Source organism: Pseudomonas sp. R1-18, from assembly GCF_051132095.1.
Lineage (GTDB): Bacteria > Pseudomonadota > Gammaproteobacteria > Pseudomonadales > Pseudomonadaceae > Aquipseudomonas.
Genome location: NZ_CP071658.1, coordinates 1,617,879 through 1,637,017, shown reverse-complemented (window position 1 = coordinate 1,637,017; position 19,139 = coordinate 1,617,879). Strand labels below are relative to the sequence as shown.

Sequence of the window (19,139 nt, the reverse complement as noted above, 5' to 3'; positions counted from 1 at the left end):
AATGTTTATTGAGGCTTTTTCAGCCCCTGCTAAGGTTCGGCCCTCAACAACAAGAGGGCTGCCGAATGCGCCGCATCATGAGTACCACACTGTTCACCTGTGCCTGGCTGACCAGCGGCGTCGCGCTGGCCACTGACGTATCCGCCGCCAGCGATTCGGGACTGGAAGCCACGGTGCAGGAAGCGGCGCAGGCGGTGATGCAGCAAAACGACATTCCCGGGATGTCCATCGCCATCACTGAGCACGGCAGACAACGCTTCTACAATTTCGGCGTGGCATCCCGAGCGACGGGACAGCCCGTCACCGCCGACACGCTGTTCGAGCTGGGCTCGATCAGCAAGACCCTCACTGCCAGCCTGGCCACTTGGGCGCAGGCTCAGGGCCAACTGTCGCTGACCGCCAACATCCAGAGTTACCTGCCGCAGTTGCAAGACAGTCGCCTCGGCAAGCTGCCGGTCTACCATCTGGCGACTCACACCGCGGGCGGCTTCCCGCTGCAACTGCCCGAGACCGTGCGCGATAACGACGAACTCATCGCCTGGTTCAAGGCCTGGCAACCGCAATACCTGCCGGGTACTCATCGCAGCTACGCCAATCCGAGCATCGGGTTGTTGGGCATGATCGCTGCGAAGAGCCTGAAGCTGCCGTTCGAGCAGGCCATGGAGCGGCGACTGTTTCCGGCGCTGGGGATGAGCAATACCTGGCTCGACGTACCGGGCGACAGACTCTCGACCTATGCGCAAGGCTATGACAAGACCGGCGCGCCGGTGCGCCTCAATCCTGGCGTTCTGGCGGCAAAAGCCTACGGAGTAAAGTCGGCGAGCCGGGACCTGCTGCGTTTTGTCGAGGCCAACCTGGGCGCGGCCGATGTCGAGCCACTGCTCGGACGAGCCCTCGAAGACACCCGAACCGGCTATTTCGAAGTCGGCGCCATGACGCAAGATCTGATCTGGGAACAGTACAACCAGCCAGTCCAGCTGGACGATCTGCTCAAGGGCAACAGCGCCAGCATGGTGCTGGACACCCATCCGGTGGTGGCTCTGAAGCCGGCCGGAGCGCAACGCAACGTCTGGGTCAACAAAACCGGCTCGACCAACGGCTTCGGTGGTTACGTAGCGTTCCTCCCGGAGCAACGGCTGGGCATTGTGATACTCGCCAACAAGAACTACCCGAACGCAGAACGCGTGAAGCTGGCGTACCGGATTTTGAGCGAGATGGGGTGCTGCTCGGCCAGGTAAAGGCCTGATGTCAGGTGGCGGGTACTGAATAGTGGGAGCGGACTTGTCCGCGAATGGCGGGTGCAAATCTGTCGTTTGGGCCTGCATCTTCGCGGATAACTCGGCTGAACCGAAGCTGAACAAATTTCAGAAAATCAATTTCTCCAAAAAAACAACTACCCGCATTCAAGAATGAGTATCATTATGTTACGCGGTGTTTCCGTTGCGAAACATATTGTCACCTCCCGTCTTACCCCGGTGAACCATGCTCGTTCCTTTCCTGATCATGCTGCGCGAAGGCATCGAAGCCGCGCTTATCGTTGGCATCATCGCCAGCTACCTCAAACAGACTGGCCGTGGCGAATGGATGCCTGCCGTCTGGATCGGCGTGTTCCTGGCTGCTGCCCTGTCGCTGTTCGTCGGCGGCGGTCTGGAATTGATGAGCGCCGAGTTTCCGCAGAAGCAACAGGAACTGTTCGAAGGCATTGTCGGCCTGATCGCGGTCGGGATCCTCAGCTCCATGGTGTTCTGGATGCGCAAAGTCGCGCGTTCGATCAAACATGCCTTGCATGACTCCCTCGACGCTGCGCTCGGCGGCTCGAAAAACCAGACCTACGCACTGATCGCCATGGTGTTTTTCGCCGTCGCCCGCGAAGGCCTGGAAACGGTTTTCTTCCTGCTCGCGGTGTTCCAGCAGAGCGAAGGTTCCGGCGCGCCATTGGGTGCCTTGCTCGGCCTGTTGCTGGCAGTCGCGCTTGGCGTGGCGCTGTACAGCGGCAGCATGCGCCTGAATCTGGGCCTGTTCTTCCGCTGGACCGGATTGTTCATTCTGGTGGTTGCCGCGGGCATCCTCGCCAACTCGGTGCAGGCGCTCCATGAAGCCGGCCTGTGGAATCACCTGCAGGACGTGGTTTTTGACATCAGCGCAACCTTGCCAATGGACGGCCCGACCGGTTCGGTGCTGGCCGGCATGTTCGGCTATCAGGACGCTCCAACCGTCAGCACCCTGAGCGCTTACCTCATTTACCTGATCGGGGCACTGGTGCTGTTCTTCAAACCGTATGCCCCGACGGCCGGCACGCCGGTCGCGCCGCACCCATCTTCCGCCACAAACGAATAAGGGCCCCATGTCGAACCCATCCTCCGGGCCTGGCGCATCCGCCAGACCTCCCCGCGCCTTGCGATTGGCAGTGGCCGGTTCCGTGATCCTGATGATCGCCGCCGGCGGTCTGTTCTATTACGCCTCGCAGGTAGCGGCCACCAAGCGTGCCGCCAATGCCGGCTCGGAAACCGTGGTCAATATTCACGGCCACAATTGCGAGCCCAACGCGCTGACCGTTCCGGCGGGCAGGAACGCTTTCCGCATCGTCAACCGTTCGGAACGTGCGGTCGAATGGGAAATTCTCGACGGCGTGCTGGTGGTCGAAGAGCGGGAAAATATCGCTCCGGGCCTGAGTCAGGTAATCAACGCCAACCTGGCGCCCGGCGACTACACCATCACCTGCGGCCTGCTGAGCAACCCGCGTGGCACACTGCACGTCACGCCGACCGCGGAATCCGACGCCAGGGCCAAGGCCCGTCCATCGATGACCGCGTTCATCGGCCCGCTTTCCGAATACCGCGTCTACCTGAGCCTGCAAGGCTCGGCGCTGATCAAGTCGACCAGCGCGTTGCAGCATGCCATCGAAGCCGGTGATCTGAGCGCGGCTCAGGCGGCGTACGCGCCCGCCCGCGCGGTCTACCAGCGCATCGCGCCCGCCGCGCAGCGCATGGCCGAGCTGGACAACGCCATCAACGCCCGCGCCGATTATTACGAGAAGCGCGAACAGGACCCAGGGTTCAGCGGTTTCCATCGCATCGAGTACGCGCTGTTCGACCAGCGCAGCGTCGACGGCCTCGCGCCAGTGGCACAGCGCCTTGTGACTGACGTCACCCAGCTCCAGCAGCAACTGCTGGCGCAATCGCTGGCACCCGAGCAACTGACCGGCATTGTGATCCGCAACCTGCGCAGCCTCGCAGACGTGCGCAGTAACGGCGAAGAAGAGCGCTACAGCCATAGCGACCTGAACGGCTTCGCCGCCAACCTGGAAGGCGCACGCAAAGTCATCGACCTGCTTCGTCCATTGCTGAGTAAAAGCGCGGGCGACCTGCTGCAAAAGATCGATGCAGCGACTGCCGACCTCACCACTGCCCTCGATGCCCTGAACACTGACAACGGCTACCGCCCTTACGATCAGGTTCAGGCCGCACAGCGCCAGCAGATTGCCGACAAGGCCCGGTCCCTGGCCGATGCGCTTGAGGGCGTCGACCCGGCACTTGGCCTTTCGAGCCTCTGATCCACTGGAGCAAAGCACCAAGATGAAGAACCCAGACAACAACAACGCCCCGCAGTCCATCCAGCGCCGCCGCGTGCTGATGGGGCTGGGCGTCGCCGGTGCCGCGCTGGCGGGCAGCAGCCTGAGCAACAACGTGATGGCCGCAGCCCCGGCCCAGGTCACCGAAGCGCCGAACAGCGAAAAGACCGAAGATCGCAATGCCTTCCATGGCGTGCACCAGAGCGGCATCGTCAACCCGCGCCCGACCGCGGGCATGCTGGTCGCGTTCGATGTACTGGCTGCCGACCGTGAAGACCTCGAACGCCTGTTCCGCACGCTCAACGAGCGCATCGCCTTTTTGATGACCGGCGGCCCGGTGCCCGAGGTCGACCCGAAACTGCCGCCGCTGGACTCCGGCATTCTCGGGCCGGTCGTTACTCCGGATAACCTGACGATCACCGTTTCAGTGGGCGAGTCGCTGTTCGACGAACGCTTCGGGCTGAGCGACGTCAAGCCGAAACGGCTGAGCCGCATGGTCGGGTTTCCCAACGATGCGCTGGATGCCGCCAGTTGCCATGGCGACCTGAGCATTCAGTTCTGCGCCAACACTCCGGACAGCAACATTCACGCCTTGCGTGACATCGTCAAGAACCTGCCCGATCTGCTGCTGGTGCGCTGGAAACAGGAAGGCACCGTACCGCCGCAAGCGCCGAAAAAGCCCGGCCAGCCACCGGAAAGCGCGCGCAACTTCCTGGGCTTTCGCGACGGCTCGGCCAACCCCGATTCCAACGACCAGAAAGCCATGAATGAGCTGGTCTGGGTTCAGCCGGGCAGCGACGAACCGGCCTGGGCCGCTAACGGCAGCTATCAGGCAGTGCGCATCATCCGTAATTTCGTCGAGCGCTGGGACCGCACGCCTTTGCAGGAGCAGGAGGCGATCTTCGGCCGCGCCAAGAACAGCGGTGCGCCCATGGACGGCAAGCTGGAAACCGACGTGCCCAACTATGCCGCCGACCCGGAGGGCAAGAAGACGCGGCTGGATTCGCACATCCGTCTGGCCAACCCGCGTACGCCGGAAAGCCAGCGCAACCTGATCCTGCGCCGTCCGTTCAACTACTCCAACGGGGTCAACAAGAACGGCCAGCTGGACATGGGCCTGCTGTTCATCTGTTACCAGGCTGATCTCGAAAAAGGCTTCATCACCGTGCAGAACCGCCTCAACGGCGAGCCGCTGGAGGAATACCTCAAGCCGGTTGGTGGCGGTTATTTCTTCACCCTGCCCGGCGTGACCGACGACAAAGATTTTCTTGGCCGCTCTTTGCTGGCCGCTGCATCGCCTGCCCAAACCGCCTGACTTTCAACCTCATGACCCGGAACACAACCATGAAAAAGACACCTCTGGCTTTGCTGTTGACCCTTGGCCTGCTTCAGACGCCGTTTGCCGCCTTTGCCGCTACAGCGCCACTGGACCTGGTCGGCCCGGTTTCGGACTACAAGATCTACGTGACCGAGAACATCGAAGAGCTGGTCAGCCACACCCGGCAGTTCACCGATGCAGTGAAGAAAGGCGACATCGCCGCCGCTAAAAAGCTGTACGCGCCGACCCGCGTTTTCTACGAGTCGGTCGAGCCGATTGCCGAGCTGTTCAGCGATCTGGATGCATCCATCGACTCGCGCGAGGATGACCATGAGCAAGGCGTCGAAGCCGACGATTTCACCGGCTTCCATCGTCTGGAATACGCACTGTTCGCCAAGAACACCACCAAAGACCAGGGCCCCATCGCTGACAAGCTGATGGCCGACGTCGAGGACCTGGAAAAGCGCGTGGCCGAGCTGACGTTCCCGCCGGAGAAAGTAGTCGGTGGCGCTGCGGCGCTGCTTGAGGAAGTCGCGGCGACCAAGGTCTCCGGTGAGGAAGACCGTTACAGCCACACTGACCTGTATGACTTCCAGGGCAACATCGACGGCGCGAAGAAGATCGTCGATCTGTTCCGCCCCCACATCGAAACGCAGGACAAGGCGTTCACCAGCAAGGTCGACAAGAACTTTGCCACCGTGGAAAAGATCCTCGCCCGCTACAAAACCCCGGACGGTGGCTTTCAGACTTACGACAAGGTCAAGGAAAACGACCGCAAGGCGCTGGTCGGCCCGGTCAACACCCTGGCCGAAGACCTGTCGACCCTGCGCGGCAAGCTGGGTCTGAACTGACCTGAGGTTTCAACCGAGCTTTGCCTGGTGTCCATGCCGCCCTCCTCGCCAGCAAGCTGGCTCCCACAGGGTACTGAAGTGCGCCGCGATCCTGCGGGAGCCAGCTTGTGTGGGCGGCAATCCGACGATCTGGCGCGCAGCGGCAGCAAACAGGCGTTGCAGGCGGTAGCCTGGCGTGATTCCTCGCGCCGCCGAACCCGGATTCAAGCCTTCTTGTCGTGAGCGATGGTCAGCTTGTAGAAGGTTGCCGCGCCGCCTTCGGTGGGGTAACCGGTGTTGTCCTGGGTGTACACGCCTGCCTTGAAGTACAGCAGCTTGGTGCTCCAGGCCGAATCGAGCTTCACGTTCCACGCCGAATCGTAGGCGTTGACCGTCAGGTTGCCGGCCGGGGTCAGGTGGATGCTGTAGCTGAAACGCTCGTTGAGCGGCACGCGCTGGGCGATGGTGATCACCTCGATTTCCGCGTCCGGGCTGCGACGCAGCTTGGCCACGATGTTGCCGGTCTTGAGCTTTTCCTTGTACTGGTACTCGACCTTGAGCAGCGGCTCGGTGCTCTGGGCGCAGTGGATCTGGCCGATAACGATCTTGCCGGTTGACGGCACCTGATTGACCGTCAGCGCCGCGCGCAGAAAGTTGTCTGCCTGCGGGTAGGTCCAGTTGTACTGGCGACCGTCGGCTTTGGTTTCACGCAATTCGGTGCGGGGATACTTGGCATTGTCCGTAGTGGACCCAGTAACCGGTGCCCAGAAGAACAGTGTGTTGCCTGATCGGAAGTAACCATCCTGGTATCCGTTGATCAGTTGCGGGGTAGTAATGGTGGCAGCTGGTGTTCCGACTGGAACGGACAGGTTCCACATGGCGAGGTCGATCATTGGGTAGCTCGCAAGGTGCGCAACCGCACCGACAGGATGGCTCTGCAACGGGCATTTCAACACCCGCCGGATTCGCTCTGGCTATCGGCCCCGGTGTTTAATCTTTAATCGCGAGCAGTGGCGCTTTGCCGTCAACAAACAGTCGTTTGACTGGAAAGGCCATCATTCCAATATCACACCCTGTTGGATCCCAACTGTGGGCAGCTTTCTGCACACAGTGATTCATCTGCGTTACATGCCAAACGAGTGGCGTCATGTTTTTGGCTCTAATCGGCTCAGCAACGAAATATTGGTGAGAAGAAGGCGACGAACGGTAGAAAAATATTACATCCTGAATCGCACTTTTCAGGCCTGACAGTGTCATTCAGCCCCTTGATGCTGCTGTCGTCAGTCACGCCCGCAGTGGCAGACGACCGTGCCCTTCCCATCCCCTCCCCAGCACATTTCATTTGACTCAACTACTTTGTTACAGGATATTATAGTTAGCAAGCTATTAATGTTGGACCTAACAATGTGCCTGCAAACTAAATTACCAGTCTGATTTCCGGTCATTTCATGTCCCTTGCCTCACTTCACCAGTCCATCAGCAGCGCAATGGTTGCCGCATCCCGCCAATGGCGGCGCAGCTGCCAGGCGACGCTGGTGAATTACGGTATTTCCGAAGCCTGCGCCGGTCCGCTGCTGGCCATCGCGCGCTTGGGCGACGGTGTGCATCAGGTCAAAGTGGCCCAGGCGGCCGGCATGGAAAGCCCGACACTGGTGCGCCTGCTCGATCAGCTCTGCGCCGCAGGGATCGTCTGCCGCACTGAAGACCCGAGCGACCGGCGTGCCAAAGCGCTGAGCCTGACTGAACACGGTCGCTCGCTGGCAGGCTCCATCGAAGCGGAACTGACACGCCTGCGTGCGCACGCGCTGAAAGACATCGACCAGGCCGACCTCGAAGCCACCTTGCGGGTGTTTCAGGCGTTCAATGCGGTTTCGCAGGCCGATCCGGAGCCGCAGTCATGAGTCGTTTTGCGCTACGGAATCTGGCCATCAAAGGCTTTTTCGACGGCGTGCCGCCCGCACGTGACTGGTTCTATGGCGCGCGCACGTTCGGCGCTTCGATGCTTGCGTTGTACATCGCCCTGATCATGGAAATGCCGCGTCCTTATTGGGCGATGGCCACGGTGTATATCGTCTCCAGCCCGTTTGTCGGTCCGACCAGCTCCAAAGCGCTATATCGGGCGGTCGGCACCCTGGCCGGCGCGGCGGCATCGGTGCTGCTGGTGCCGATGTTCGTGCAGACGCCATTGCTGCTCGCCGTGGTGATCGGGTTGTGGACCGGCACTCTACTGTTTCTGTCGCTGCATCTGCGCACCGCCAACAGTTACGCACTGATGCTCGCCGGCTACACCATGCCGCTGATTTCGCTGCCGGTGGTGGACAATCCGCAGGCCGTCTTCGAGATTGCCGTGTCGCGTACCGAAGAGATCTTCCTGGGGATCATCTGCGCGGCGGTGGTCGGCGCCATGTTCTGGCCGCGGCGTCTGGCGCCGGTATTCCAGGCCACCACGGAAAAATGGTTCAACGATGCCGCGACGTACAGCGAGCGCTTTCTGGGCCGTACGTTCGAAGCCGAGGAAGTCGGCGCGCTGCGCAATTCGATGGTCGCCAGTTTCAATTCGCTGGAAATGATGATCGGCCAGCTCAGCCATGAAGGCGCGCGCCGGCAGACCGTACGCAACGCTCAGGAACTGCGCGGTCGCATGATCCATCTGCTGCCGGTCATTGACGCTCTGGACGATGCGCTGTGGGCACTGGAGCGGCGCACGCCCGCGCTGCTCGCCAGCCTTTCGCCGGTTCTGGTGCAGGCTCGCGAATGGCTGGAAAGCACGGCCACTGGTCCGCAGCTGGAAAAATGGCAGCAGTTGCACCGCGACATGGAGCGCTTGCAGCCGGATGCGACGCAGCTCGACGACCGCGATCAGTTGCTGCTGTCCAACGCGCTGTTCCGTCTGGGTGAATGGATCGACCTGTGGCTCGATTGCCGAACCCTGCAGTACGCCATCAAGACCGACGACCAGTCGCAGTGGCGTGCCGTCTACCGGCACTGGCGGCTGGGCCGGCTCACGCCTTTTCTGGACCGTGGCCTGATGCTCTATTCGGTGATCTCAACCGTGCTGGCTATCATCGTGGCGTCGGTGCTGTGGATTTTGCTGGGCTGGAAAGACGGTGCAAGTGCAGTGGCGCTGGCCGCTGTATCGTGCAGTTTCTTCGCGGCCATGGACGACCCCGCTCCACAGATCTACCGGTTCTTTTTCTGGACCATGCTGTCGGTGGTATTCGCCAGCCTGTATCTGTTTGTGGTGCTGCCCAACCTGCATGACTTCCCGATGCTGGTGCTGGCGTTTGCCGTACCATTCATCTGCGTCGGCACCCTGACCGTGCAGCCGCGGTTCTTCCTCGGCACGCTGCTGACCATCGTCAACACGTCGTCTTTCATCAGCATCCAGAGCGCTTACGACGCGGATTTCCTGAACTTCCTCAACTCCAATCTCGCAGGCCCGGCCGGGCTGTTGTTTGCCTTTATCTGGACGCTGGTGTTCCGCCCGTTCGGCGTCGAACTGGCGGCCAAGCGCCTCACGCGTTTCAGTTGGCGCGACATCGCCAGCCTCAGCGACACCGCGACCCTGGCCGAGCATCGGCGCATGGGCGTGCAGATGCTCGACCGCCTGATGCAGCAGCTGCCGCGCCTGACGATCACCGCGCAGGACACCAATATTGCGCTGCGCGAACTGCGGGTGGCCTTGAACATGCTGGATCTGCTGGCCTACACGCCGCGGGCGACGCCTGCTGCCCAGGCGCTGCTGCGTCAGGTGGTCGGTGAGGTCGGCAGTTACTTCCGCACCTGCCTTAAAGACGGCGAACGCGGCCCGGCCCCTAAAGGTTTGCTGATGACCATGGACCGCGCCCGCCGCGCACTCACCGCTCAGGACATGGGCGAAGATCCGGCGCGCGTCCATCTGTTGCACGCCCTGAGCGGCCTGCGCCTGGCGCTGCTTCCCGGTGTGGAAATGGTCAGCGCGGCTGGCGAGGTCATCGAACAACCGCCCCATGGCATCGACGGAGCCATCTTATGATTGGTGATCTGGACATCAGCGGGATCTTCATCCCCACCTTTCTGGCACTGATGGGCATCGCCTACCTGCTGTTTCTCGGCGTGCATGCCGTTCTGTCGCGCGCCCATTTTTATCGCCTGGTCTGGCACCGGGCTTTGTTCAACGTAGGTCTCTACGCCTTGCTGCTGGGCGCCGTGGATTCTCTCAGTCGATACCTGATGACATGAAAAAACCGATACTGACCCTGGGCCGCGTGGTCCTGACCCTGCTTGTGGCGGCGCTGGCCGCCGTCGTTGTCTGGCGCATGGTGATGTACTACATGTACGCGCCCTGGACCCGCGATGGGCATATTCGCGCCGACATCGTACAGATTGCGCCGGACGTGTCCGGCCTGATCCAGAAAGTCGAGGTGACCGACAACCAGCCCGTGAAAAAGGGACAGGTGCTGTTCACCATCGATCAGGATCGTTTCCGCCTGGCCCTGCGCCAGGCGCAGGCCACAGTCGCGGAACGTCAGGAAAGCTGGGAGCAGGCGCGGCGCGAGAACAGGCGCAATCGCGGCCTGGGCAACCTGGTGGCTCGCGAGCAACTGGAGGAAAGCCAGTCCCGGGAAGCCCGGGCGCTGTCGGCGCTTAATGAAGCGAAGGTCGCCGTCGACGCTGCCCAATTGAATCTCGATCGCTCCGTGATTCGCAGCCCGGTTGATGGCTACCTCAACGACCGCGCGCCCCGCTCCCACGAGTTTGTCACGGCCGGGCACCCGGTGTTGTCGGTAGTGGACGCCGCGTCTTTCCATATCGACGGTTACTTCGAGGAAACCAAACTGGACGGTATCCACATCGGCCAGGGCGTGGATATCCGGGTGATCGGCGACAACGCGCGACTGACCGGACACGTGGTGAGCATCGTCGCGGGCATCGAAGACCGGGACCGCACCAGCGGCTCCAACCTGTTGCCCAACGTCAATCCGGCGTTCAGTTGGGTGCGGCTGGCGCAGAGGATTCCAGTGCGAATCGCATTCGATCAGGTGCCTGCCGACTTTCGCATGATCGCCGGGCGCACGGCGACGGTCTCGATCATCGATGACCGTCAGGAGGCGGTGCAATGAACCACGCGTTGCGTTTGGCGACCGCTGGCCTGGGCCTGCTGTTGTCCGCCTGCCAGATGGTCGGTCCCGATTATCAATTGCCCGCGGACGGCGCCATCAACCGAGCCGATTTGCAAGGCGAGCTGGCCGGCCAGTCGGTGAACACCGTGTCGGCGCCGGTTCCCGCCCGCTGGTGGCGGCTGTATCAAGACTCTGGTGTCGACGAGCTGGTGCGTCAGGCGCTGGCTTCCAATACTGATCTGCGGATCGCCGCCGCCAACCTGCAACGTGCGCGTTACCAGACCTCGGAAGCGCAAGCCGCCGGCGGATTTACCAGCGGCGCCAAGGTGGGTGCGCAACGCTTGCAGGAATCGGGCGAGGCCTTTCTGCTGGCGGACAAGGTGCCGGTAGCCAACGTCGGTGATGTCGGGCTGACCACTTCCTACCAGTTCGACCTGTTCGGCACCCTGCAACGCGGCATCGAAGCGGCGCAGGCCAACGTTGATGCCACTCAGGCCGCCGCGGATACCGCGCGCATCACCGTGGTCGCCGATGTCGTGCGCGCCTACACACAGGTGTGCGCCGCCAATGAAGAACTGGACATCGCGCGCGAATCGCTGGACCTTCAGCAGCAGAGCGTGACGCTCAATCAGCGCCTGCGCGATGCCGGGCGCGGCGACGAAACACAGGTCACGCGGTCGCAGACTCAATTCAAGTCATTGCGCGCCGAACTGCCGCGCTACGAGGCCCAGCGCCAGGCGGCGCTGTTTCGCCTGTCGATGCTGCTGGCCAAGCCCCTCGATCAACTGCCAGCCGGCGTCAGCACCTGCAACGAGCTGCCGCATATCGCCCAGGTCATGCCGGTCGGCGACGGCGCGGCGTTGCTCAAGCGTCGCCCGGACGTGCGTCAGGCCGAACGCCAACTCGCAGCTGCCACGGCGCGGATCGGCGTGGCCACCGGCGAGCTTTATCCTGACATCAGCATCGGCGCGAGCATCGGCACGGTGGGCATGATCGAGAACCTCGGCAAGCCGGCCGCCAACCGTTGGGGCTTCGGCCCGCTGCTGAACTGGACCGTTCCGTCCAATGGCTCGCGGGCACGCATCCATCAGGCCGAGGCCTCGACCCAGGCCGCGCTGGCGCGTTTCGATGGCGTGGTGCTCAATGCCATTCGCGAAACCCAGACCGGGCTCGCGCAATACACCGCCCTGCTTGATCGCCGCGATGCGCTGAAGGAAGCAGAAGAATCGGCCCGCGAAGCCGCCGAACAGACCCACCGTTTCTATCAGGCCGGTCGCGCTTCATTCCTGGCCGATCTGCAAGCGACCCGCACCTACACCGACGTCCGCGCGCAACTGGCCGCGGCCAACACTCAGGTCGCCATCGGCCAGGTCGACCTGTTCCTGGCGCTGGGCGGGGGTTGGGAGAAGGAGGATGTGGCCAGCAAGTAACTCCATCGCACGCCAGGAGCGCGCTGGCCCGCGACGGCGAGGGATGCAGCGCGCCCTTACCGGTCTCGTCCCGGCGCGCGCCCACAGGTTGGCAGCACTTGCGCTGCAAGGCCCATTGCTCCTAGGCTCACCCGATCTTCAACTCGGGACGTACCATGGACACTTCTCTCAGCCGCCGTCAGCGGTTGCACACCATCATTTTCGAGACCGACACTCCTGCAGGACGCCGCTTCGACAAGACTTTGCTGGTCATCATCCTGCTCAGTCTGCTGGTCACTATCATCGACAGTATCGAAAGCCTGCATCGCGAGTACTCGACGGTGTTCACGATTTTCGAATGGGGCTTCACGCTGATCTTCGCCGTCGAGTACCTGCTGCGCCTGTACTGCTCGCCCCGTCCCGTAAAATACGCGTTCAGCTTCTATGGGCTGGTCGACTTGCTGGCGATTGTGCCCGGCGTGCTGGCGATCTATTACAGCGACGCCCAGTACCTGCTGATCGTACGAATCATCCGCATGCTGCGGATCTTCAGGGTGCTCAAGCTCGGCACCTACCTGCGTCAGGCCAACTACCTGCTGGCGGCGTTGCGCGGCAGCAAGCAGAAAATCATCGTGTTTCTGGTCACGGTATCGACGCTGGTCACGGTGTTCGGCACGCTGATGTACGTGATCGAAGGCCCGCAGCATGGCTTCACCAGCATTCCCAAGGGAATCTATTGGGCTATCGTCACCCTGACCACGGTAGGCTACGGCGATATCGTGCCTAGAACATGGATGGGCCAGATGCTCTCGTCGCTGGTGATGATCACCGGCTATTCGATCATTGCCGTGCCCACCGGTATCTTTACCGCCGAACTCGCCAATGCCATGCGTGGCGAGCAGCTGAAACACGATTGCCCGGTCTGCGCCAAGAAACATCACGAGCACGGCGCCGCATTCTGCTCGCGATGCGGCAATGCCCTGTTTCCCAGGCTGGATAACAAGCTATAAGCAAAGATGTTTTTGATCTTTAGACGGCCGAACGTCTGCGGCTATAGTCGCGGCAATGCGCCATCAATTCGATGATTCCGACACAACAAGGACTTAGCAGTGAACAAACTTTTCGCCGCCTCGTTACTGGCCGCAGGCCTGGCTTTCGCCAGTGCCGCCCAGGCCGCCCCGACCCTGCTCAACGTTTCCTACGATGTCATGCGCGACTTCTACAAGGACTACAACAGCGCGTTCCAGAAGCACTGGAAAGCCGAGCATAACGAAGACCTCGCGGTGCAGATGTCTTTCGGCGGTTCGAGCAAGCAGGCGCGCTCGGTCATCGATGGCCTGCCGGCCGACGTCATCACCATGAACATGGCAACAGACATCAATGCCTTGGCCGATAACGGTGAGCTGATACCGAAAGACTGGGTCAGCCGGCTGCCGAACAACAGTGCGCCGTTCACCTCGGCGACAGTGTTCATTGTGCGCAAGGGCAATCCCAAGGCGCTGAAGGACTGGCCGGATCTGATCAAGGACGGCGTTGAAGTGATCGTGCCCAACCCCAAGACTTCAGGCAACGGCCGCTATACCTACCTGTCCGCCTGGGGCTACACGCTGAAGAACGGTGGCGATGAAGCGGCTGCGCGCAAGTTTGTAGGTTCGCTGTTTGCCCATGTGCCTGTGCTGGACACCGGCGGTCGTGGCGCGACCACCACCTTCATGACCAACCAGATCGGCGACGTGCTGGTGACGTTCGAGAACGAGGCGGAAATGATCGCCCGCGAGTTCGGTCGCGATCAATTCGAGGTGGTCTATCCGACAGTCTCTGCCGAAGCCGAGCCGCCGGTCAGTCTGGTGGATAAGGTGGTCGACAAGAAGCAGTCCCGCGCCCTGGCTGAAAGCTATTTGAAGTACCTCTGGTCTCCCGAAGGCCAGGAAATCGCGGCGAACAATTACCTGCGTCCACGTAATCCCGAGGTGCTGGCCAAGTACAAGGACCGCTTCCCGAAAGTCGACTTCCTCTCGGTAGAAAAAACCTTCGGCGACTGGCGCACCGTGCAGAAGACCCACTTCGTCGACGGCGGGGTGTTCGATCAGATTTATCCAGCCAAGTAGCTCCGCGCTGTAGGAGCGCGCTTGCCCGCGACAGCGGATTTTCAGGCGATGCATATGTGGCGGCTGTGCTTACGCCGTCGCGGGCAAGCGCGCTCCTACGACAGGGGTAAAAAACCAAACGGCGACCTAGGGTCGCCGTTTTGGTTTACAGGAAAATCACTGCCCGAACTTGCGCCCCAGCCCTGCCGGTACACCGCTGGAATCGGTCGCTTCCCACGGCCCGTCCAGGCTGGTCGCCCAGCTCCAGCCGCCGTTCCACTTGTAGTAGGTGCGCTGGCGATAGAAGGTGTTGGGTTGACCTTCCATCACATACACGCCCATCCGCGCATCCCAATGACTGGCACCACCGGGCGGCGGTGCGAAGCTGGCAGAGGTTTTCGGCCCGCTGGACGGCGCCTTGGCGGGCGCCTGGGCAGGCTTTTTAGCCGGAGTGCCAGGACGCGGCGCGCCAGGCTGCTGGGTGCCGGGCAGCGACTGGATCGGTTCCTGACTGCGCGGCCCCTGGGTGCCTGAATCCGGAGGCTGCACCGCACAGGCACTCAAGCCCAGGACCATTCCCAACAAGGTGACGCGAGCGGTGCGATACATAAGCAGGTTCTCTAATTGTCTGGACTATCGATGATCAGCGTCTGCCGCGCGGTCACGCTGCTGGCGAGAGGCTGGCTGCGGCCAATCCACTCGCCGGTGGTTGGCTGCCCTGCGCGGGATATCCGCGCACTGAGTTGGACTTGCGCAAAGTTCGACAGTTTCAGTTGCGGCATCATTGCGTCGGCATCGCTCAGCCCGACCTCCACTGGCAGGTCGGCTACGGTCACGCGCTTGACCGCCAGCGGCGCGGGCGGACCTCCCACGGCGCGCGCGAAGATGAATACGCTGTCGCCGGGTTGAACGCTGGCCTTGATCGACGGTGCCAGTTCGACGCGCAACCTGATCCCTGCCTGCCCCACGGCTTTGGCCACCGACTGGCCGCCGCCCGCAAGTTTTTCCCGCGCTCGGGCAATACCGCCTTCCAGCGCCGCACGCGATTGATCCTGCGCCGGCAGCGCGGTCAGCAAGCGCGTCCAGTAATCGACGGCGGCCTGATAGCGCTGGCTTTCGAAAGCGGCGATGCCGAGCAGCCCCAGGCTGGTGACTTCATTGGGGTCGGCCTTCAAGGCTTCGTCGGTCAATGCCTGCACCTGCGGGGTGAACGACTTGCCGCCAGCGAAATACAGCGCCTGAGCCCACTGCCCGAGCAGTTCAGGTTCGCGACCGGCCAGCGCCACCGCGCGCTCGAAGCTGCGCGCCGCGTCCTGCGGCCGTTCTTGAGACATGTAGCTGCGCGCCAGAAAATACCAGCTCTGCACCGATTCCGGCTGAGCCTTGACGGTGCGCTCCAGACGCTGCGTGACGTCTGCCAGCGACGTAGGCGGCTGGGCGAATTCGCGGGTCAACTCAACCTTGTCACTGGCCCCCAGTTGCAGATAGGCACCGAGCGCGACCAGCGGCACCAGCACAGCAGCCAGCAGCGGCAGCGCCTTGCCTGGCCCCGAAGCAACTGACCGCACAGCGCGCGCCGGGCCGGTGCCTTCGGTGTCGGCCAGCAGTTCACGAGCCGCTTCGGCCCGACCGCTTTCCAGTTGCGCCGCAGTCAGCACACCTGCTTCGCATTGGCTTTGCAGCTCTGCCAGTCGTTCCTGATAAAGCGCGACATTGACCGCTTCACGGTCGACCTCCGGCAGCGCTTCACGACGTTGTCTGACACCTGCGCGCTGCGCCCGCAGGACCGGGATCAGCAGGAAACTCAAGGCCACCAGCAACAGCAGGCCAACGGCCATCCAGAAATCGATCATTCTCGGCTCTTTTCCAACAATTGGGCGAGGCGCTGACGCTCCTCGTCTGAAAGCGCATCGACCTGCTCGCGGCGCCCGCCACGACGGCGGCCGACGATCACGCCGATCACCACCAGCCCACCGATCAACAGCACGGCCGGGCCGAACCACAGCAGCCAGGTCCGGGACGTCAGTTGCGGCTTGTAGCGCACAAATTCGCCGTACCGATCGACCATGAAGTCGATGATTTGCTGATTGCTGCGCCCCTCGCCGAGCATGCGGTAGATCTCCTTGCGCAGGTCGGCGGCAATCGGTGCGTTGGAATCGGCGATGTCCTGGTTCTGGCATTTGGGGCAGCGCAGCTCGCGGGTCAGTTCGCTGTAACGCGCCCGTTCAGCCTCGTCACGAAACTGGTAGGCGTCGATGGCGGCCTGAGCGGTCACGTTCAAACCCAGGCCCAGCACCATGGCAAACATCCAGCGCTTCATGGCGCTTCATCCACGAGCGCCTGATAAAGCCCGGCGAGTTTTTCCCGCCAGACCGTCTCGTCAATCACCCCAACGTATTTGTGACGAATGATGCCTTTTCGGTCGATCAGGAACGTTTCCGGCGCGCCGTACACGCCCAGGTTCAGGCCCAGCGAGCCTTCCTCATCACGAATGTCGAGCGCATACGGGTCATGGAAATCCTTGAGCCACTTCATGGCGTCGGCGTTGACGTCCTTGTAGTTGACGCCATAAATCAGCACGCCCTGACCGGCCAGCTTGTTCAACATCGGGTGCTCGACCCGACAGGCGACGCACCAGGTGGCCCAGACGTTTACCAGCGCCGGCTTGCCCAGCAGATCGGCGCGGGTCAGCAGTTTTTCGCTCTGTACTTCACGCAGCGAGAACTCCGGGAACGGCTTGTCGATCAGCGCCGACGGCAGTTCCGCCGGGTCCAGGTAAAGGCCTCGATACAGAAACAGCGCCACGCCGAGAAAAATCACCAGCGGCAATGCCATGATCCAACGCTTCATACCGCTGCTCCCGACACCGAAAGTGACTCGCGCGCCCGGCGCTCGGCCTTCGCCCTGTAGCGCCGGTCCAGCGCGGCGAGTGCGCCGCCAAGACCGGTCAGCAGACCACCGAACCAGATCCAGCGCACGAACGGTTTCACATGCACGCGCACCGCCCAGGCGCCATCGCCCAGCGGCTCACCCAAAGCGACGTACAGGTCGCGGGTGAAACCGGCATCGATACCGGCCTCGGTCATCATGGACTGCTGCACGCTGTACAGGCGTTTTTCCGGATGCAGAATGCTCAGCAGCTGGCCGTCGCGCAGAACACGCACGGTGCCACGATCGGAAGTGAAGTTCGGCCCTTGATAGTGCCGCGCCCCTTCGAAGACAAACCGGTATCCGCCCAGCTCAGTGGACTCGCCCGGCGCCAGACGCAAGTCGCGTTCGGCGCTGTACTGGCTGGAGAGCACCACGCCTAGTGCGCAGACCGCAATGCCGATATGCGCCAGCTGCATGCCCCAGTAACTGCGGGTCAGACCGCGCAGTCCATTGAACAGACCTTTGTGGCGAGTCTTGTCCAGCAAGTCGCGAACTCCGGCCAGCAGCACCCAGGCCGCCAGCATCACTGCCGCCAGCACTGCCCAATTGAAATCACCCATGATCAGACCGACCGCTACCGCCAGCGCCACGCTGCCCAGCAGCACCGGGGTGAGCATGCCCAGCAGCCATTTGAATGGCGTCTCTTTCCAGCGCACCAGTACACCGATCGCCATCACCACCATCAACAGCGCCATCAACGGTACGAACAGAGCATTGAAGTACGGCGGACCCACCGACATCTTGGCGCCGCTCAGCGCATCAAGAACCAGCGGATACAGTGTGCCAAGCAAAATCATCGACGCCGCAACCACCAGAATCAGGTTATTGCCCAGCAGCAGGGTTTCCCGCGACCACCAGCCGAAACCGGCGTGGCTCTTGACCACCGGCGCGCGAATCGCGAATAACGTCAGTGAACCGCCGACCACAACCAGCAGGAAGGCGAGGATGAACACGCCACGCGCAGGGTCAGAGGCGAACGCATGCACGGAAGTCAGCACGCCGGAGCGCACCAGGAAGGTCCCCAGCAGGCTCAGCGAAAATGTCGCTATGGCCAGCAGTACGGTCCAGCTCTTGAACACCCCGCGCTTTTCAGTCACCGCCAGCGAATGGATCAGCGCGGTGCCGACCAGCCATGGCATGAATGAGGCGTTTTCGACCGGGTCCCAGAACCACCAGCCGCCCCAGCCCAGCTCGTAGTAGGCCCACCAGGAACCGAGCGTGATGCCGATGCCCAGGAACGCCCAGGCGACGATGGTCCATGGACGCGACCAGCGCGCCCATGCCGCGTCCAGTCGGCCGCCCATCAGCGCGGCGATGGCAAAGGCGAACGCCACCGAAAACCCGACGTAACCCATGTACAGCATCGGCGGATGCACGATCAGGCCGATGTCCTGCAACAGCGGATTGAGGTCGCGACCGTTTGCCGGAACCTGCGGCAGGATCCGCGCGAAAGGGTTTGACGTTAGGATCAGGAACGACAGAAAGCCCATGCTGATCATGCCCATCACCGCCAGCACCCGGGCGAGCATGACCTGTGGCAACTGCCGGGAACAGACCGATACGGCGAACGTCCAGCCTCCGAGGATCAGAGCCCAGAGCAGCAATGAGCCTTCGTGCGCGCCCCAGACCGCGCTGAACTTGTAATACCAGGGCAGCGCGCTGTTGGAGTTCTCGGCCACATAAGCAACGGAAAAGTCGTCGCTCATGAACCCTTGGGTCAGACAGCCGAACGCGAACAGCAGGAAGAAGAACTGCCCCCAGGCGGCGGGCTGTCCCAGGCTCATCCACAGCCGGTCGCCGCGCCACGCGCCGATCAGCGGGATGATGGCCTGCACGACCGCGAAACACAGCGCCAGGATCATGGCCAGATGGCCGAGTTCAGGAATCATGG

Annotated in this window: 19 protein-coding genes; 12 read left to right on the top strand and 7 right to left on the bottom strand. The window is 62.2% G+C overall.

Annotated features, from left to right (window positions below; all coding sequences use genetic code 11):
- The first annotated feature begins 77 nt into the window (after positions 1–77).
- From ampC to efeO (J3P77_RS07635), 5 genes are all read left to right on the top strand, one after another.
- Positions 78–1,238, top strand: coding sequence for a class C beta-lactamase (gene ampC / locus J3P77_RS07655; RefSeq protein WP_434680828.1), 1,161 nt, complete (start codon positions 78–80; stop codon positions 1,236–1,238).
- A gap of 244 nt (positions 1,239–1,482) precedes the next feature.
- The gene (gene efeU, locus J3P77_RS07650) at positions 1,483–2,337 is read left to right on the top strand and encodes an iron uptake transporter permease EfeU (protein WP_434680826.1); all 855 of its coding nucleotides are present in this window, start codon (positions 1,483–1,485) and stop codon (positions 2,335–2,337) included.
- A 7-nt stretch (positions 2,338–2,344) separates the two neighbouring features.
- Positions 2,345–3,553 carry an iron uptake system protein EfeO gene (gene efeO / locus J3P77_RS07645; protein WP_434680824.1) on the top strand — a complete coding sequence of 403 codons (1,209 nt, stop codon included), beginning with the start codon at positions 2,345–2,347 and terminating at the stop codon, positions 3,551–3,553.
- A 22-nt stretch (positions 3,554–3,575) separates the two neighbouring features.
- A complete protein-coding gene (gene efeB, locus J3P77_RS07640; RefSeq protein WP_434680822.1) occupies positions 3,576–4,886 on the top strand; it encodes an iron uptake transporter deferrochelatase/peroxidase subunit in 1,311 nt (436 codons plus the stop codon).
- Positions 4,887–4,915: 29 nt separating this feature from the next.
- On the top strand, positions 4,916–5,740 hold the full coding sequence (gene efeO, locus J3P77_RS07635) for an iron uptake system protein EfeO (protein WP_434680820.1): 825 nt from the start codon (positions 4,916–4,918) through the stop codon (positions 5,738–5,740).
- Between the two features lie 203 nt (positions 5,741–5,943).
- Here the strand turns inward: efeO (J3P77_RS07635) and J3P77_RS07630 are convergent, their stop codons facing one another.
- Together J3P77_RS07630 and J3P77_RS07625 are read right to left on the bottom strand one after the other, a co-directional pair.
- A complete protein-coding gene (locus tag J3P77_RS07630; RefSeq protein ID WP_434680818.1) occupies positions 5,944–6,612 on the bottom strand; it encodes a polysaccharide lyase family 7 protein in 669 nt (222 codons plus the stop codon).
- Between the two features lie 97 nt (positions 6,613–6,709).
- Positions 6,710–6,976, bottom strand: a complete 267-nt coding sequence (locus tag J3P77_RS07625) for a hypothetical protein (RefSeq protein ID WP_434680816.1) — start codon at positions 6,974–6,976, stop codon at positions 6,710–6,712.
- 191 nt (positions 6,977–7,167) lie between these two features.
- On the opposite strand from J3P77_RS07625, the gene J3P77_RS07620 reads away from it, so the two are divergent.
- The 7 genes from J3P77_RS07620 (at position 7,168) to J3P77_RS07590 (ending at position 14,338) form a co-directional block, all read left to right on the top strand.
- Positions 7,168–7,620: a MarR family winged helix-turn-helix transcriptional regulator gene (locus J3P77_RS07620; protein ID WP_434680815.1), complete on the top strand. Its 453-nt coding sequence runs from the start codon at positions 7,168–7,170 to the stop codon at positions 7,618–7,620.
- A gap of 26 nt (positions 7,621–7,646) precedes the next feature.
- Positions 7,647–9,734, top strand: a complete 2,088-nt coding sequence (locus J3P77_RS07615; RefSeq protein ID WP_434681918.1) for an FUSC family protein — start codon at positions 7,647–7,649, stop codon at positions 9,732–9,734.
- Positions 9,731–9,940, top strand: coding sequence for a DUF1656 domain-containing protein (locus J3P77_RS07610; RefSeq protein WP_434680814.1), 210 nt, complete (start codon positions 9,731–9,733; stop codon positions 9,938–9,940). Before J3P77_RS07615 ends, J3P77_RS07610 begins: the two co-directional genes overlap by 4 nt.
- Positions 9,937–10,821, top strand: a complete 885-nt coding sequence (locus J3P77_RS07605; RefSeq protein ID WP_434680812.1) for an efflux RND transporter periplasmic adaptor subunit — start codon at positions 9,937–9,939, stop codon at positions 10,819–10,821. The genes J3P77_RS07610 and J3P77_RS07605 overlap by 4 nt, the downstream gene beginning before the upstream one ends.
- Positions 10,818–12,251 (top strand): efflux transporter outer membrane subunit, encoded by a 1,434-nt coding sequence (locus tag J3P77_RS07600; protein ID WP_434680811.1) that lies wholly within the window; start codon positions 10,818–10,820, stop codon positions 12,249–12,251. Before J3P77_RS07605 ends, J3P77_RS07600 begins: the two co-directional genes overlap by 4 nt.
- Positions 12,252–12,406: 155 nt before the next feature.
- Positions 12,407–13,240, top strand: coding sequence for an ion transporter (locus J3P77_RS07595; RefSeq protein WP_434680809.1), 834 nt, complete (start codon positions 12,407–12,409; stop codon positions 13,238–13,240).
- Positions 13,241–13,339: 99 nt separating this feature from the next.
- Positions 13,340–14,338, top strand: coding sequence for a sulfate ABC transporter substrate-binding protein (locus tag J3P77_RS07590; RefSeq protein WP_434680807.1), 999 nt, complete (start codon positions 13,340–13,342; stop codon positions 14,336–14,338).
- Between the two features lie 156 nt (positions 14,339–14,494).
- Here the strand turns inward: J3P77_RS07590 and J3P77_RS07585 are convergent, their stop codons facing one another.
- Genes J3P77_RS07585 through J3P77_RS07565 form a run of 5 tightly spaced genes read right to left on the bottom strand, consistent with a single transcriptional unit; the run spans position 14,495 to position 19,137 of the window.
- Positions 14,495–14,926 carry a hypothetical protein gene (locus J3P77_RS07585; protein WP_434680806.1) on the bottom strand — a complete coding sequence of 144 codons (432 nt, stop codon included), beginning with the start codon at positions 14,924–14,926 and terminating at the stop codon, positions 14,495–14,497.
- Positions 14,927–14,937: 11 nt separating this feature from the next.
- Positions 14,938–16,170, bottom strand: coding sequence for a c-type cytochrome biogenesis protein CcmI (ccmI, locus tag J3P77_RS07580; protein WP_434680805.1), 1,233 nt, complete (start codon positions 16,168–16,170; stop codon positions 14,938–14,940).
- A complete protein-coding gene (locus J3P77_RS07575; protein WP_434680804.1) occupies positions 16,167–16,637 on the bottom strand; it encodes a cytochrome c-type biogenesis protein in 471 nt (156 codons plus the stop codon). The genes ccmI and J3P77_RS07575 overlap by 4 nt, the downstream gene beginning before the upstream one ends.
- A complete protein-coding gene (locus J3P77_RS07570) occupies positions 16,634–17,167 on the bottom strand; it encodes a DsbE family thiol:disulfide interchange protein (RefSeq protein ID WP_434680803.1) in 534 nt (177 codons plus the stop codon). Before J3P77_RS07570 ends, J3P77_RS07575 begins: the two co-directional genes overlap by 4 nt.
- Positions 17,164–19,137, bottom strand: coding sequence for a heme lyase CcmF/NrfE family subunit (locus J3P77_RS07565; protein WP_434680802.1), 1,974 nt, complete (start codon positions 19,135–19,137; stop codon positions 17,164–17,166). The genes J3P77_RS07570 and J3P77_RS07565 overlap by 4 nt, the downstream gene beginning before the upstream one ends.
- Positions 19,138–19,139: the final 2 nt, after the last annotated feature.

Bases quoted from the DNA above. Each gene is read 5' to 3' on its own strand.
- ampC (WP_434680828.1), top strand. From the start codon at position 78: ATGAGTACCACACTGTTCACCTGTGCCTGGCTGACCAGCGGCGTCGCG.
- efeU (WP_434680826.1), top strand. From the start codon at position 1,483: ATGCTCGTTCCTTTCCTGATCATGCTGCGCGAAGGCATCGAAGCCGCG.
- efeO (WP_434680824.1), top strand. From the start codon at position 2,345: ATGTCGAACCCATCCTCCGGGCCTGGCGCATCCGCCAGACCTCCCCGC.
- efeB (WP_434680822.1), top strand. From the start codon at position 3,576: ATGAAGAACCCAGACAACAACAACGCCCCGCAGTCCATCCAGCGCCGC.
- efeO (WP_434680820.1), top strand. From the start codon at position 4,916: ATGAAAAAGACACCTCTGGCTTTGCTGTTGACCCTTGGCCTGCTTCAG.
- J3P77_RS07630 (WP_434680818.1), bottom strand. From the start codon at position 6,612: ATGATCGACCTCGCCATGTGGAACCTGTCCGTTCCAGTCGGAACACCA.
- J3P77_RS07625 (WP_434680816.1), bottom strand. From the start codon at position 6,976: ATGACACTGTCAGGCCTGAAAAGTGCGATTCAGGATGTAATATTTTTC.
- J3P77_RS07620 (WP_434680815.1), top strand. From the start codon at position 7,168: ATGTCCCTTGCCTCACTTCACCAGTCCATCAGCAGCGCAATGGTTGCC.
- J3P77_RS07610 (WP_434680814.1), top strand. From the start codon at position 9,731: ATGATTGGTGATCTGGACATCAGCGGGATCTTCATCCCCACCTTTCTG.
- J3P77_RS07605 (WP_434680812.1), top strand. From the start codon at position 9,937: ATGAAAAAACCGATACTGACCCTGGGCCGCGTGGTCCTGACCCTGCTT.
- J3P77_RS07600 (WP_434680811.1), top strand. From the start codon at position 10,818: ATGAACCACGCGTTGCGTTTGGCGACCGCTGGCCTGGGCCTGCTGTTG.
- J3P77_RS07595 (WP_434680809.1), top strand. From the start codon at position 12,407: ATGGACACTTCTCTCAGCCGCCGTCAGCGGTTGCACACCATCATTTTC.
- J3P77_RS07585 (WP_434680806.1), bottom strand. From the start codon at position 14,926: ATGTATCGCACCGCTCGCGTCACCTTGTTGGGAATGGTCCTGGGCTTG.
- ccmI (WP_434680805.1), bottom strand. From the start codon at position 16,170: ATGATCGATTTCTGGATGGCCGTTGGCCTGCTGTTGCTGGTGGCCTTG.
- J3P77_RS07575 (WP_434680804.1), bottom strand. From the start codon at position 16,637: ATGAAGCGCTGGATGTTTGCCATGGTGCTGGGCCTGGGTTTGAACGTG.
- J3P77_RS07570 (WP_434680803.1), bottom strand. From the start codon at position 17,167: ATGAAGCGTTGGATCATGGCATTGCCGCTGGTGATTTTTCTCGGCGTG.
- J3P77_RS07565 (WP_434680802.1), bottom strand. From the start codon at position 19,137: ATGATTCCTGAACTCGGCCATCTGGCCATGATCCTGGCGCTGTGTTTC.